Genomic DNA, 14485 nt, shown 5'->3' on the forward strand with positions numbered 1-14485 from the left:
CCGAGCCCTTCTCGGTGACAGGGTCGGCTCGGTGCGGCGTCAGTGCCAGATGGTGAGCGGGGCCGACGAGGCTGTCAAGTCTTAACGCACAGAAGCCTTTTCCTCGTCGGGACCCTTCACAGAGTGAACGTCCCACTCCTACCCTGTGACTGTTAGCGCTTCCAGTTTCTTTCGGAGGCATCGCACAGGAACCGGCCGAGCTGTGGCGTCACCCCAGTTCCATCACATGCCAGGAAGAATTCCCGCAGACGGAGGTTCACCTCAGTGAGCACGTTCGATCCCGGCTTCCTGTGGGGCGCCGCCACATCGAGCTATCAGATCGAGGGCGCGGTCGCGGAGGACGGCCGGGGTCCCTCCATCTGGGACACCTTCGCGGCCGTCCCGGGCGCCGTCCGGGGCGGTGACACCGGAGCCGTCGCGGCCGACCACTACCACCGCTTCCCCGGGGACATCGCGCTGATGGCCCAACTCGGCCTGCGCGCCTACCGGTTCTCGCTCGCCTGGCCCCGGATCCAGCCCACCGGCTCCGGCCCGGTGAACCAGCGCGGCCTCGACTTCTACCGCCGGCTCACGGACACCCTCCTGGACCATGGCATCCAGCCGTGGCCCACCCTCTACCACTGGGACCTGCCCCAGCCGCTGGAGGACGCCGGGGGCTGGCCGGTGCGGGACACGGCCGAGCGGTTCGCCGAGTACGCGGCCCTCGCGCACGAGGCGCTGGGCGACCGTGTCGCCCACTGGACCACCCTCAACGAGCCCTGGTGCTCGGCCTTCCTCGGCTACGCCACGGGCCGCCACGCCCCTGGCCGCCGCGAGCCCGCCGCCGCCGTACGCGCCGCCCATCACCTGTTGCTCGCCCACGGGTTGGCGACGGAGGCGCTACGGGAGGGCGCCTCGCACATCGGCATCACGCTCAACCTCACCCATGTCACCCCGCTCGGCACCGACCCCGCCGACCTGGACGCGGCCCGCCGTGTCGACGGCATGCAGAACCGCCTCTTCCTCGACCCGCTGCTGCGCGGCGCGTACCCCGACGACGTGCTCGGCGACCTCCGCGAGGTCACCGGCACCGACCACATCCGCGACGGCGACCTGAAGCGGATCGGGGCGCCGCTGGACCACCTGGGCATCAACTACTACGCGCCGATGCTCGTCGCGGGCAGCAGTGGACCGGTCCAATCCGCCTATGTGGGCTCGCCGTCGGCCCGTGTCGCCGACGGCGGTCGACCGAAGACGGCGATGGGCTGGGAGATCGACGAGCGCGGGCTCCTGGACCTCCTCCTGCGCCTCAAGGCCGACTATCCGGCCGTACCCCTGTACATCACGGAGAACGGTGCCGCCTTCGACGACGTGGTCGAGCCGGACGGGGAGCACGAAGCGGTGCACGACGCGGACCGGATCGCCTACCTGGACGCCCATCTCCGTTCCTGCGCACGGGCGATCGGCCAAGGGGTGCCGCTCAAGGGCTACTTCGTCTGGTCGTTCCTCGACAACTTCGAGTGGTCCTTCGGCTACGGGCCCCGCTTCGGCATCGTGCACGTCGACTACGCGACCCAGCGCCGTACGCCGAAGGACAGTGCCCACTGGTACGCCGGGGTCATCCGGCGCGGCGGCCTGTGACTCCGTCAGCGCTTACAGTGCTGCTACCGCCCGCCCCTTCCGTCCCCCATCCCTTCCGTACGAACTGGAGTCGCCCCCCATGACCACACGGCCGCCGACGCTCGACGAGGTGGCGCTGCGCGCCGGGGTGTCCGTCGGAACCGTCTCGCGTGTGATCAACAACCGTCGGCATGTGAGCCAGAAGGCGCGGCAGGCGGTGGAGAGTGCCGTGGCGGAGCTGGGTTATGTGCCGAACGTGGCGGCCCGTTCGCTCGCCTCGCAGCGGCGCGGCGCGGTGGTGCTGGCGATCTCGAGCGACGATCCGGCGTTGTTCGCCAACCTCTTCTTCGCGGAGGTCATCACCGGCGTGAACGCGGTCATCGAGGAGACCGACCTCGAACTCCTGCTGATCCTGGCCGCGGGCGAGCGGGGCCGGGCCCGGCTCACCCGCATCCTCCAGTCCCGGGGTGCGGACGGCGTCATGCTGCTGGCCCTGCGCGAGAACGATCCGCTGTCGAAGGTGGCCGAGGCGGGGAACGTCCCCGTCGTGCACGGAGGCCGCTCCCTCGAGAAGGCGCCGCGCTGGTACGTGGACGCCGACAACCGGGGCGGGGCCCGCGAGGCCGTGGAGCACCTGATCTCGACGGGCCGTCGTGCCATCGCCACCGTCACCGGCCCGCTCGACATGCACGCGGGTGTCGCCCGCTACCTGGGCTTCCGCGAGGCGGTCGCCCTGGCCGGCCTGGAGGACCACCGCGTGGCGCACGGTGACTTCAGCGAGCTGGGCGGGGCCACCGCGACGGTCCGTCTCCTCGACGAACACCCGGACCTGGACGCGCTGTTCGTCGCCTCGGACGCCATGGCGGCGGGCGCCCTGCACGTCCTGCGCGAGCGCGGCCGGTCCGTCCCGCAGGACGTCGCGGTCGTCGGCTTCAACGACATCCTCACCGCCCGGCACACCCAGCCCGCCCTGACGACGATCCGCCAGCCCATCGTGGCCCTCGGGAGCGAGATGACCCGCATGCTGGTGCGCGTGCTGGCCGGTGAGCAGCCGACGCCCCTCATCCTGCCGACGGAGCTGGTGATCAGGGAATCCGCGTGACGCGGCGGCCGTGTCCGGCCGGCCCCTCGCACATTCGGTAAGGCGCACACCAACAGCCGTACAACTTATCCCCAACAACAAGTGTCTCGTAGGGCAACAACACTTGTCCCGGGGGGGATATTTTGATCAAGGTAAGCATTGTCGTACCCGTCTACAACGCCGGTTCCTACATTGACCGTTGTGCGCCTTCGCTGGTCAACCAGAGCCTGGGGGCGGACGCATATGAGGTCGTGTACGTCGACGACGGGTCGACGGACGACTCGGCCGAACGCCTCGGACGGTTGGCGGAAGCCCATCCGCACGTCCGGGTCTACCGGCAGGAGAACTCCGGCTGGCCGGGCAAGCCACGGAACGTGGGGGTGGACCGGGCCCAGGGGAAGTACGTCCAATTCGTCGACCAGGACGACGAGTTGTCCTACGAGGCGCTGGAGCGGCTGTACGCGCTGGCGGAGCGCAACGGGTCGGACATCGTGCTGGGCAAGGTGCACGGGACGATGCAGGGGCCCAGCAATGTGTTCAAGCGGACGGTGGAGCGGTGCACCGTCGCCGACGCACCGCTCATCGAGAGCCTGACGCCGCACAAGATGTTCCGCCGGGAGTTCCTGCGCGAGCACGGGATCCGCTTCCCGGAGGGACGGGTCAGGCTGGAGGACCAGCTGTTCATGGCGCGCACCTACGTACGGGCCAAGACGGTGTCGATACTCGGCAACTACCCCTGCTACCAATGGAATCGGCGCGAGGACGGCGGCAACAACAGCAGTCGCCGGATCACCGCCGACGACTACTACGGCCACCTGGACAAGGTCGTGGAGGCGATCAAGGAGGGCACCCCGCCGGGCGACCTCCAGGACCGGCTGCTGCGCCGTTCGTACCGCGTGGAGCTGCTGCGGCCGGTGAGCGAGCCGCGCATACTGCGGCGCAAGGGCAAGGACCTGGAGGAGTACTTCACCACCGTCCGCCGGATGGCGATGACGAGTTATCCGCCGGGGGTGAGCGAAGGCCTCCCGGCGATCAGCCGGCTGCGGGCGGAGCTGCTGGTACAGGACCGGCTGGACTCCCTGGTCGAACTCGCCCGCCGCACCGAGCAGATCAGGGCGCAGGTCGAGGTGGACGACATGCGCTGGCGCAACGACAAGCTGGTGATCCGGACCCGCGTCGGCATGGTCCGGAGCGACGGCGAGCCGCTGACCGTCGTGGAGCGCGACGGCCGGATGTTCCTCGACCCCCAACTCCTGGACGGCATAAGGGGAGCGGAGAACTGGGAGGTCCCCGATCCGTTCTCCCACGCGTACGGCGAACTCATCGTGCACGACACCGCCGGCAACCACTGGTGGTACCCCGAAGGGGAGTTGACGCCGATGTTGGAACCGCTCGGCGGAAACCTCCACCGGGTCGTGGTCACCGGCGAGACGGTCATCGACCCGCTGACCCTCACCGGTGACGCGCCGATGAACCCGGGTGCCTATCAAGTCTGGGCCAGCGCACAGCTGTTGGGCGTCGGACGCCGCCCCCGGCTGGCCGCCGCCCCGGGCAGCACCCGCATCCTCCTCGGCACCGTCGCCGTAGGCGCACCCTCGCGTCTCGTCTCCCCCACCTGGGCCGGGCCCGGCGGCCAACTCCGGCTCACCGTCGGCACACCCGGCCGGATCGGCACCACCCGCCGCGTGCTGCTCCGGACCACCGCCGACCACCGGCTTCGGCATGGCGTCCGCGAGGTGTTGAGGCGCCTTCCTCCTGGCGCACGCAAGAACATCCGCGCCACGGCGCGACGGGCGGAGGGCTGGATGCTGGGGTAGCGGGAACCGGGATCGGGGCCGGGATCGGGAACGGGGCCGGGTCCCATCTCCGGTCCCGACCGGTCCCACCCCGGCAACGGAACCTCCTCAGTCCGGTCATGCGTTCTGCCGTCTCAACTGCCGCTACGAGGGCCGGACTTCCGCCGCCCGGGCCGTCGCCGCGTCGAGGTCCAGCCATGCTTCCTCGGTCAGATCGGTGGCGGCCCAGCGGGCGGCGGACACGACCTCCTCCGGGGTACGGAAACCCGCGACCACGCAGGCCACACCGGGGGCGCGCAGCGGAAAGCGCAGGGCGGCGTGCGGGAGTGCGGTGCCGTGTCGAGCGGACACCTCGGCGAGGAGCCGAGCGCGACGCAGCGCTGATTCCGGGGCGGGGCCGTAGTCGAAGGTGGCGTCGCTCGCGGGGTAAGCGCGGCTCAGCAGACCGGAGTTGAACGGTGCGGCGGCCACCACCGCGACCCCGCGTTCGGCGCACGCATCCAGCAAGGGGCGGGCGGTGCGGTCCAGAAGGGTCCACCGTCCGGCCACCATCACGGCGTCGACCTCCGCCTCCGCGACGACGCGCAGCAGCGGGGCGACCGTGTTCGCGCCGACACCGACGGCACCGATGACGCCTTCGTCGCGCAGAGCGGTCAACGCGGGCAGGGCATGGCCGAGTGCGGCGTCCAGATGGTCGTCGGGATCGTGGACATAGACGATGTCCACATGGTCCAACCGCAGGCGTTCCAGGCTGTCTTCCAGACTTCGCAGCACCCCGTCCCGTGAGTAGTCGGGGCGCCGGACCAGTGTGTCGGGTACGGCGAAGCCTCCTGCCGTCAGGTCGGATCCGGTGGGTGCCGGGTGGGGTTCCAGCAGTCGGCCGACCTTGGTGGAGACGGTGAACTCCCGCCGTGGGCGGTGCGCGAGCGCATCGCCGAGCCGCCGCTCGGACAGTCCGAGGCCGTAGTGCGGGGCGGTGTCGTAGTAGCGCACCCCCACGTCCCAGGCGGCCGCAAGGGTGGCCTGTGCCTGACGGTCGTCGATCGCGCTGTGGAGGTTGCCGATGGGGGCGGCACCGAATCCCAGCGTGCCGACCTGGACGCTCGTACGACCGAGTGGGCGTGCCCTCACGAGGTTCCCGCTTCCACGGCCCTCGCCGCATAGAGAAGGATCTGCTTCATCTGGCAGGCAGGACCTTAAGGATGGGATCCATTTCACGCAACACCCTGAGGAAAGTGCGTAGTTCATGGCGCTTTATCAGGATCCGGTCAGGCCTCCGGGCTGAAATCTGTCCGATCTCTTCCCAACTCCCAACGGCGGTGCCATATTGGCCCCGGAAAATGAACCTGATTCATTCGCGGCGCAAGAGGGGACTCGCCTTGGGCGACTCAACACCGGCCTACCGTCCGGGATATGAAGTGGTCGCGGAGCAACTGCTGGAGTACATCGCCCAGCAGAACCTGCGGCCCGGCGACCGCCTCCCCACCGAACAGGGCCTGGCCCAGATCCTGGGAGCGTCCCGCAACGTCACCCGCGAGGCCGTGAAGGTCCTGGCCGCCATCGGCCGGCTCACCGTGCGGCGAGGCGCCGGCATCTTCGTCGCCGCCTCGGTCGGCGGACTGCTGGACGACGAACTCTCGCACTTCCGGCCGACCGGCATGGAAGACGTCCGCATGCTCCTGGACTACCGCAAGGTGATCGAGTCGGAGACGGCACGCCGTGCCGCCTCCCACGCCACCCCGATCGAGGTCCGGGCCATCCGGGAGAGCGCGGAGAGCTCCCTGACGGCGGCCACGATGAACGACGTGGACACCTTCGCCAAGGCCGACGCGGCCTTCCACGACGCGGTGGGCGCCGCCTCGCACAACGTGTTCCTCAGGGCGAGCGTCGCCGGTGTGCGGCGCCTGGCGTCCCAGTCCGACGTACTGCTCTTCCACGGTGACGTGCCCGGATCGCTCGAAGTCGCCGCACATCAGCATCTGGCCATAGCGGAGGCGGTCGCCGCGGGGGCGGCCGATCTCGCCGAGCAGCTGATGGTGGAACACATCGCCACCACCCAGAGCCAGTTCGAGAACAAGATCCGCGACCGGCTGTTCAGCCCCGGGGCCCAACCGCCCTCTCCGGAGGCACCGGCCTCGTAGAACCGGCCGGCCCCGCCTGTGCCGCGGCACAGCGACCGGGCCGCCCGACGCCCTGCAAGTCCCGGTGGACGACCGGGACTTGCAGGTATCAACCTCCCTCAGGCGATTGGATACGTGTGTCTCATCCGTCTGCGCGCAGGGGCGTCTTCGCGCCGCTGCGAAGAAGTTTCACGGCCGCCTCCTCGGTGGCCGTTGTGGCCGCCCTGCTGAACGCCGCGCCGGCCCAGGCGGCTCCCCCGCCCCCGGACCTGAATGTCTATGTCTCCCCGACCGGCCGGGACGTGGGATCGGGAACCGCCGCCCACCCCTTCAAGTCCCTTGACCACGCACGGGACTACGTGCGCGACGTCAAGCAGAAGGCCAAGGGCGACATCCACGTCCGGCTCATGTCCGGCACCTATCAACTCAGCCGTACGTTCGCCCTGACCGCCCGGGACTCCGGCCGCGACGGGCACCGGATCGTCTACGAGGCCGCCCCCGGCGCGCATCCGGTGATCAGCGGGGGCAAGCAGGTCACCGGCTGGACCCCGGCCGACTCGGCGGGGAAGGTCTACAAGGCCGAGGTCGGCGACATCGACACCCGACAGCTGTATGTGGACGGCGAGTTGGAGACCCGGGCGCGGAGCGGCAAGAACCCCGCCGGCTTCAGCCAGACGTCCACCGGCTACGCCTTCACCGACTCAGCCCTCAACGCGTACAAGCGTCCTTCGGACCTGGAGGTCGTCAGCTCCTGGGGCTGGAAGCTGATGCGCTGCCCCGTGCAGTCGATCGCCGACTACAAGATGACGATGCAGCAGCCCTGTTGGCACAACGCGCATCTCCAGCAGGGCCAGGAGATCCAGAACCCGACCTGGCTGGAGAACGCCCGCGAGCTGCTGGACACCCCCGGTGAGTGGTACCTGGACAAGGGCGCGGGCGAGATCTACTACATGCCCAAGGCCGGCCAGAACCTGTCCACCGCGAACGTCACCGTGCCGTTGGTGCAGGACCTGGTGGACCTCAACGGCACCAGGACCGCCCCGGTGAGCAACGTGTCCTTCGAGGGCATCACCTTCTCCGACTCCACCTGGCTGGCTCCCAGTTCGTCCGAGGGCCTCATCGAGGGCCAGGCCGGTTTCCGGATGGTCGGCAACGACCCCACCTTCGACGCGACCCGCCTGAAGTGGCAGAAGACGCCGGGTGCCGTCAACGTCGACTACGGCCACGGGATCGGCTTCGAGGGCAACACCTTCACCCATCTCGGCGCGGTCGGGCTGAACCTGAACACCGGCACGCAGGGCACCGACATCACGGGCAACGTCTTCCGCCAGATCGCCGCCACCGGCATCCAGATCGGCGGGGTCGAGGTGATCGACGCCCACCCCGACGACCCCCGGGACATCACCAAGGACACCAGGGTCGCCAACAACGTGGTCACCAAGGTCGCCGACCAGTACAACGGCTCCATCGGCATCCTGGCCGGCTACACCGACCACACCACCATCACCCACAACAAGGTCTACGACCTGCCCTACACCGGCATCTCCGTCGGCTGGGGCTGGGGCCTCACCGACCAGGGCGGCGACACCAACTACCCGGGAAATCTGGGCGTTCCGGTCTGGGACACCCCCACGACCAGCCGCGACACCGAGGTCACGGACAACGAGATCTCCGACATCATGAAGTCGCAGGCCGACGGCGGTGCCATCTACACGCTGAGCTCCGACCCCGGCGGCGTGGTGTCCGGCAACTACATCCACGGCACACCACCGCCCGCCTACGGCGCGATCTACCACGACGAGGGCAGCCGGTACTGGACGAACACCGGCAACGCCCTGTGCGACGTCGCCTACCAGTGGCTGTTCCTCAACCACGGCATGGACATCGACGCCACGGGCAACTTCACGACCCAGCCCGCCTATTCGACCCAGGCCAACAGCACGGGCAGCACCATCACCGGCAACACCACGGTGGGTTCCTGCGACCAGCTCCCGGCCTCCATCGTCAACAACGCCGGCCTGCAGGCGAGTTACCGCCACCTCGACCCAGACCCCGCCGTCGCCGACCACCGGGCGCCCAGCAGGCCCGGCACCCCGAGCGCGGTCACGGACTTCCCGACGATCGCGGACCTCACCTGGCCCGCGTCCGCCGACGACACCGCCGTCACCGGCTACTCCGTCTACCGCGACGGCAAGCTCGTCAGCGCCACGGGCACCACCTCGGTGCGCCTCCCGGGCCTGACCGCCGGAAAGGCGTACGCCTTCCGCATCACCGCGCGTGACGCCGCCGGCAACGAGTCCGCTCCCAGCCCGACCCTGCACGTCACCATGCCCTCCGGCACGGACCTCGCCCTCAAGAAGACGGTCACCGCATCGTCGTACTCGGAGGCCAACACCCCGGAGAAGGCGGTCGACGGAGACCTCTCCACCCGCTGGGCCCAGGGCCTCGGCCTGCCCGACCCGTCCTGGATCCAGGTCGATCTCGGTGCGTCGTACGACGTGAACGGCGCGATCACGACCTTCGAGAAGGCGAGCGGATACAAGTACCGCATCGAGGTGTCCCCCGACGAGGTCCACTGGAAGACCCTCGCGGACCGCACCGCCGCGAACACCACGGCGGCGACCGACTACGCCCACACGGACACCCCGGTCGCGGGCCGTTTCGTACGACTGACCGTCACCGGCTCCAGTTGGAACGGCGGCAGCATCTACGACTTCCAGGTCTACGGCACCCCCAGGACCGTCACGGACCCCACGGCCCCGACCGCCCCCGGACAGCCCACGGTCAAGCCGCTGCTGCCCGGTCTGGTCGATGTCAGCTGGCCCGCGGCCACCGATGACACCGGCGTGACCAGCTACGTCGTCTACCAGGACGGCAAGCGGATCGGTGTCACCGACGCCACGACCCTGCGGGTCTCCGGCCTCTCCGCCGACACGTCCTACTCCTTCACCGTCGTGGCACGCGACGAGGCGCTGAACACCTCAGCCCCCAGCAAGGCGGCCGTCGTCACCACCCCGGCCGACAACGACCTGGCCCTGAACAGGACGGCGACCGCGTCCTCCGAGTCGGAGGGCTACGCCCCGGCGAAGGCGGTCGACGGCGATCCGTCGACCCGCTGGGCGCAGGGCCTGGGACTGCCCGACCCGTCCTGGCTCCGGGTCGACCTCGGCAAGGACACCGCCGTCTCCGCCGTGGTCACCACCTTCGAGTTGACGAGCGGCTACAAGTACCGCCTGGAGTACTCCACCGACGGCCAGAACTGGTCGACGTTCGAGGACCACACGGCCGAGAACACCACTGCGCGGACCGACTACGCCTTCGCCGACACCCCCGTCACCGCACGCTACCTGCGCCTGACCGTCACCGGTTCCAGCGGGAACGGCGGCAGCGTCTACGCGCTCCAGGCGTACGGCGGCTTCTGAGCACTCCGCTGTCGAGTACTCCCATGCCGCGTACTCCGCTGCCGAGCCGAAACCTTTCTCCCTACAGAAGACGAAAGCCAGGATGAAGATCACCCATGTCGAAGTACACCGGATCGATGTTCCGCCGGCCAGTCCGCCCTTCCGCTGGCGCGACGGGCTGAGCGGAAGCGCTCCGGCGGGCGACGGCGCGGTCCTGCGCATCGGGACGGACGAGGGGGCCGAGGGCGTGGCGGTGTTCGCCCGTCCCGGCGCCCACGCCACCCTGCGGGACCTGGTGGACCGGGTCTTCCGCGCGGAACTGCTCGGAGCCGACCCGTTCCAGCGGGAGTGGCTGTGGCACCGGGTGTGGGAGCTGGACCGTATCCACGAACTCCCGCTCCCCACCCTGGGGTTGATCGACATCGCCCTGTGGGACCTGGCCGGCCGCTACCACGGCGAACCGGTCTGGCGCCTGCTCGGCGGTTTCCGGGACGCCATCCCCGCGTACGCCTCCACCTCGACGTTCTCCAGCACGGCGGAGTTCCTCGACGTGGCGGACCAGTGCCTGGCGCTGGGGTACCGCGGTATCAAACTGCACGCCTGGGGCGACGCCCGCCGTGACGCGGACCTGTGCCTGGCCCTGCGCGCGCACGTCGGTCCCGACGTCCCTCTGATGTACGACGGTTCGGCGGGCTTCGACCTGCCGGACGCGATCCGGCTGGGGCGGGCGCTCTCCGAGGCCGACTACCTCTGGTACGAGGAGCCGATCCGCGAGTTCAGCATCTCGGCCTATCAGCGGCTCGCCGAGACCGTGGACGTACCGCTCCTGGTGGCCGAGACCTCCGACGGGGCGCACATGAACGCGGCGGACTTCATCCGGTCCGGTGCCGCCACCTTCGGCGTCCGGGCCGGCACCACCCTCCGGGGCGGCATCACCGGCGCCATGCGCACCGCGCATCTCGCCGACGCCTACCGACTGCGGGCCGAGGTGCACGGTTCGGACATTCCCAACCACCACCTGTGCATGGCCATCTCCAACACCACCTACTACGAGTCCCTGGTGACCTCGGTGAACGTCGTCCGTGAGCGCCATGTGGACGCCCAGGGCCTGGTGCACGCCCCCACGGGGCCCGGCATAGCCCTCCCCCTCGACTTCGACTACGGCGACGAGCTCCTGCCGTTCGTCGAGCAACCGCGCTGACCGGCACAAGAACAGAGCTGACCCGCGCAAGAACAGAAAGGCAAGGCAAGACGATGGAGTCTTCCCGATCTCCGAGAACCGGCCGGCGGCACTCACTGCTCCGCACGGCGGCCGTCACGCTGTCCCTGGCCACCACGGCCGCCCTGTCAGGCTGCGCCAGCGCCGACACCACCCCTTCCTCCGCCAAGCAGTCGGCGTTCAAGCCGGTTGCGCAGAAGGCGAGTTCACAGATCACGGTGTGGGCCGACTCGACCCGGCTGCCGTCGGTGCAGGCGTACCAGAAGGCGCACCCGGACGTGAAGATGAAGGTCGTCACGTACGACGGCGGGGCCGACGGATCGACGTATCTCCAGTCGAAGGTGCAGCTGTTCGACCGGACCGGCAGCGGCTGGCCCGACGTGGTCTTCGGCACGCCGACCGACGTGACCTGGGCGTCGGAGGCCACCAAGCCAGGCGCGCAGCCGTTCGCCGCGCCCCTGGACGAGAAGCTCGTCCCGCAGAGCACGCTCGACGGCTTCGCCAAGGGCTCGCTGACGCCCTGTCAGTTCAACGGTCACACCTACTGCATGCGCAACGACATCGCGCAGGTCGTCCTCTGGTACAACAAGTCCCTCATGGACAAGTGGGGTTACCAGGTCCCCACCACGTGGGAGGAGTACGAGGCCCTCGGCACGAAGGTCGCCAAGGAGCACCCCGGCTACCTCGTCGGCTCGGTCGGCGACACCAACTCCCATGAGTCGTACTTCTGGTCGGGCCAGTGCCCCGCGTTCAGCCTGACGAAGCCGGACACCCTGCGCACCGACCTCCAGGACCCGAAGTGCACCCGGATGGCGAAGCTCCTGGACAACCTCATCAGCGCAAAGGCCGTCGCCACGCAGGGCTTCTTCAGCCAGGGCTTCGCCAAGGACAGCGGCAGCAAGGTGCTGATGGCGTACGGCCCTTCCTGGTACGGCCAGTACCTCTTCAAGGCCGGCTTCAGGACTCCGGCCAAGCAGATAGCGGCGGCGCCCCCGCTGACCTGGAAGGGAGAGAGCACGGCTGCCACGGGCAATGTCGGCGGCGGTGTGTGGATGGTGTCCTCGCACAGCGCCAACCTCAAGGCGTCCGCGGACCTGGTCACCTGGCTGACCACCTCCGACGCGAACCAGGCCTCCGCGCCCACGTACCCGGCCTACGCGCAGGCGGCAAAGGCGTGGCTGGCCAACCCGGCCAACAAGGACTACTTCGCCAATGACGTGAGCGGGCCGTTCGAGCAGGCCGCGAACGAGGTGTGGACCGGCTGGTCGAACACCCGGTTCTCGGACTCCACCGCCTGGTCCAGCGTCGTCCTCCCGGCGCTGACCGCCGGGAAGAGCCTGACCGAGACGCTGCCGGCCTGGCAGAAGGAGATAGCCGGCGAGGCGAAGACCCAGGGCTACAAGGTGGTCGATCAGTGACCCTGCTGAAGACCGAACGCGTCGCCGTCTCCCCCGTGCGCCGCCGCGCCACGCCGCGGCGCACGGGCGGCGGTCGCGCGGGCTACTTCTTCGTCGCCGGCTACGCGCTGCTGCTGCTCGCGTTCGGCGTCTTCCCCACCGGATACGCGTTCTACCTGTCGCTCACCAACGACCGGGGCCAGTTCACCGGGCTCAACCAGTTCACGAAGGTCATCCAGGACTACCGCTTCGCCCCGGCCTTCAGCCACATGCTGATCTACCTGGTCATGTGGCTGGTGGCGCTCGTCGTCCTGGTCGTGCTGACCGCCGTGGTCCTGCGCGGCCGGGTGCGTCCGGGCACCTCGGCGCTCTTCCGCTTCCTCTACTACATCCCCGGCGCCCTCGCGGGCGTGGCGAGCGTGCTGGTCTGGCTGTTCATGCTGGACCCCGATGTCAGCCCGGTGTCACGGCTGTTGACCGCCCTGGGGTTCAAGACGTTCGCCGCCGTCCTGGCGCCCGGCAACCTGCCGCTGATCCTCATGCTGATCGCCTTCTGGACCGGCGCCGGAGGCTGGATGGTCGTGATGTACGGGGCGTTGAACAACATCCCCGACGAGGTCCTGGAAGCGGCCCGCATGGACGGTGCGGGCCCGTGGCGCACCGCCTGGCACATCCAGATCCCGATGATCCGGCAGTGGATCGTCTACATGGCGATCATGGCCTTCGCGACGGGCACCCAGCTGTTCGTCGAGCCCCAACTCCTCCAGACCGCAAGCCTGGGAAGGGTGAGCCCCACCTGGTCACCCAACCAACTGGCCTACGTCTACGCCTTCCAGCAGGGCGACTTCAACGGTGCTGCCGCCATCTCCGTCGTCCTCCTCGCCGTGGGTCTCGTCGCCGCCGGTCTCCTGGTCGCCCGCTCGAACCTGTTCACGTTGGACGAGAAATGACACAGACGACTCTCTTCCGCACGGCCGTGAAGCGACGGGTCCGCCCGTCAAGGACCCTCCCCTTCCTGGCAGTTGGGCTCCTCCTGGCCTTTCTCCTGGTGTTCTTCGTGCTACCGGTGATCTGGCTGCTGCTCGCACCGTCGAAGACCGCCGGCGAAGTGGTGCGGGACAACCCGCTCTCCTTCGGTTCGTTCCATCAGATAGGCACGGCCTGGCGGCACTTGTTCGCCTTCCAGGACGGCGCCATGACGAGGTGGCTGCTCAACTCGGCCATCTACTCGGGCGGTTCACTCGTCCTGACGCTGGCCGTCAGCGTTCCGGCCGGCTACGCGCTGGCGCTGACGAAGTTCCGGGGGCGCAAGACGCTCCTCGTGATCACCCTGGTCACCATGATCATGCCGCAGGCCACCCTGGTGCTGCCGATCTTCCTGGAACTCAACCGCTTCCATCTCATCGGCACCATCTGGTCGGTGATACTCCCCTTCTCCTTCTATCCGTTCGGCGTGTACCTGGTCTACATCTACTTCGGGAGCAGCCTCCCCAGGGACCTGCTGGCCGCCGCGCGCATCGACGGCTGCACCGAGTGGCAGCTCTTCGCACGCATCGCGCTCCCGCTCGCCAAACCGGTGGTCGGACTGGTCGCGTTCTTCAGCTTCGTGGGCAACTGGAACAACTTCTTCCTGCCCTATCTCGTGCTGCCGAACAGCGAGCAGTTCCCCGTCCAGGTGGGCCTGAACCAACTCCTCACCTCCACACCGTCGTTCAACCCCGTCGCCGGCGCCGGTCTGAACGTGACCATCCCCGAACTCGCCCTGGCCATCCTCATCGCCATCCTTCCCGTGCTGGTGCTCTTCGTCTTCTCGCAGCGCACCCTGGTGTCCGGGATGCTCGCCGGATCGAGCAAGGAATGAGCGGCGCCACG

The 14485-nt window shown here is 69.0% G+C and carries 10 protein-coding genes; 9 read left to right on the forward strand and 1 reads right to left on the reverse strand.

Going from position 1 to position 14485, the window contains the following annotated elements:
• Positions 1 to 264 precede the first annotated feature (264 nt).
• From OG504_RS08935 to OG504_RS08945, 3 genes are all read left to right on the forward strand, one after another.
• A complete protein-coding gene (locus tag OG504_RS08935; RefSeq protein WP_405989276.1) occupies positions 265 to 1620 on the forward strand; it encodes a GH1 family beta-glucosidase in 1356 nt (451 codons plus the stop codon).
• A gap of 79 nt (positions 1621 to 1699) precedes the next feature.
• Positions 1700 to 2701, forward strand: a complete 1002-nt coding sequence (locus tag OG504_RS08940) for a LacI family DNA-binding transcriptional regulator (RefSeq protein WP_405989277.1) — start codon at positions 1700 to 1702, stop codon at positions 2699 to 2701.
• A 122-nt stretch (positions 2702 to 2823) separates the two neighbouring features.
• The gene (locus OG504_RS08945; RefSeq protein ID WP_405989278.1) at positions 2824 to 4497 is read left to right on the forward strand and encodes a glycosyltransferase family 2 protein; all 1674 of its coding nucleotides are present in this window, start codon (positions 2824 to 2826) and stop codon (positions 4495 to 4497) included.
• A 123-nt stretch (positions 4498 to 4620) separates the two neighbouring features.
• Here the strand turns inward: OG504_RS08945 and OG504_RS08950 are convergent, their stop codons facing one another.
• Positions 4621 to 5607 (reverse strand): aldo/keto reductase, encoded by a 987-nt coding sequence (locus tag OG504_RS08950; RefSeq protein WP_405989279.1) that lies wholly within the window; start codon positions 5605 to 5607, stop codon positions 4621 to 4623.
• 209 nt (positions 5608 to 5816) lie between these two features.
• On the opposite strand from OG504_RS08950, the gene OG504_RS08955 reads away from it, so the two are divergent.
• The 6 genes from OG504_RS08955 to OG504_RS08980 all read left to right on the forward strand — a co-directional run bounded on the left by OG504_RS08955 (position 5817) and on the right by OG504_RS08980 (position 14474).
• Positions 5817 to 6617 (forward strand): FadR/GntR family transcriptional regulator, encoded by an 801-nt coding sequence (locus tag OG504_RS08955; RefSeq protein ID WP_405989280.1) that lies wholly within the window; start codon positions 5817 to 5819, stop codon positions 6615 to 6617.
• Positions 6618 to 6733: 116 nt separating this feature from the next.
• Entirely contained in the window at positions 6734 to 10018 is a 3285-nt protein-coding gene (locus tag OG504_RS08960) for a discoidin domain-containing protein (protein ID WP_405989281.1), read from the forward strand.
• A gap of 82 nt (positions 10019 to 10100) precedes the next feature.
• Positions 10101 to 11198 carry an enolase C-terminal domain-like protein gene (locus OG504_RS08965; protein ID WP_405989282.1) on the forward strand — a complete coding sequence of 366 codons (1098 nt, stop codon included), beginning with the start codon at positions 10101 to 10103 and terminating at the stop codon, positions 11196 to 11198.
• Positions 11199 to 11251: 53 nt separating this feature from the next.
• A complete protein-coding gene (locus tag OG504_RS08970; protein ID WP_405989283.1) occupies positions 11252 to 12634 on the forward strand; it encodes an ABC transporter substrate-binding protein in 1383 nt (460 codons plus the stop codon).
• Positions 12631 to 13563, forward strand: a complete 933-nt coding sequence (locus tag OG504_RS08975) for a carbohydrate ABC transporter permease (RefSeq protein ID WP_405989284.1) — start codon at positions 12631 to 12633, stop codon at positions 13561 to 13563. Before OG504_RS08970 ends, OG504_RS08975 begins: the two co-directional genes overlap by 4 nt.
• Positions 13560 to 14474, forward strand: coding sequence for a carbohydrate ABC transporter permease (locus OG504_RS08980; RefSeq protein WP_405989285.1), 915 nt, complete (start codon positions 13560 to 13562; stop codon positions 14472 to 14474). The genes OG504_RS08975 and OG504_RS08980 overlap by 4 nt, the downstream gene beginning before the upstream one ends.
• Positions 14475 to 14485 lie beyond the last annotated feature (11 nt).

The sequence above is a fragment of the Streptomyces sp. NBC_00986 genome, assembly GCF_045162565.1.
Classification (GTDB): Bacteria; Actinomycetota; Actinomycetes; order Streptomycetales; family Streptomycetaceae; genus Streptomyces.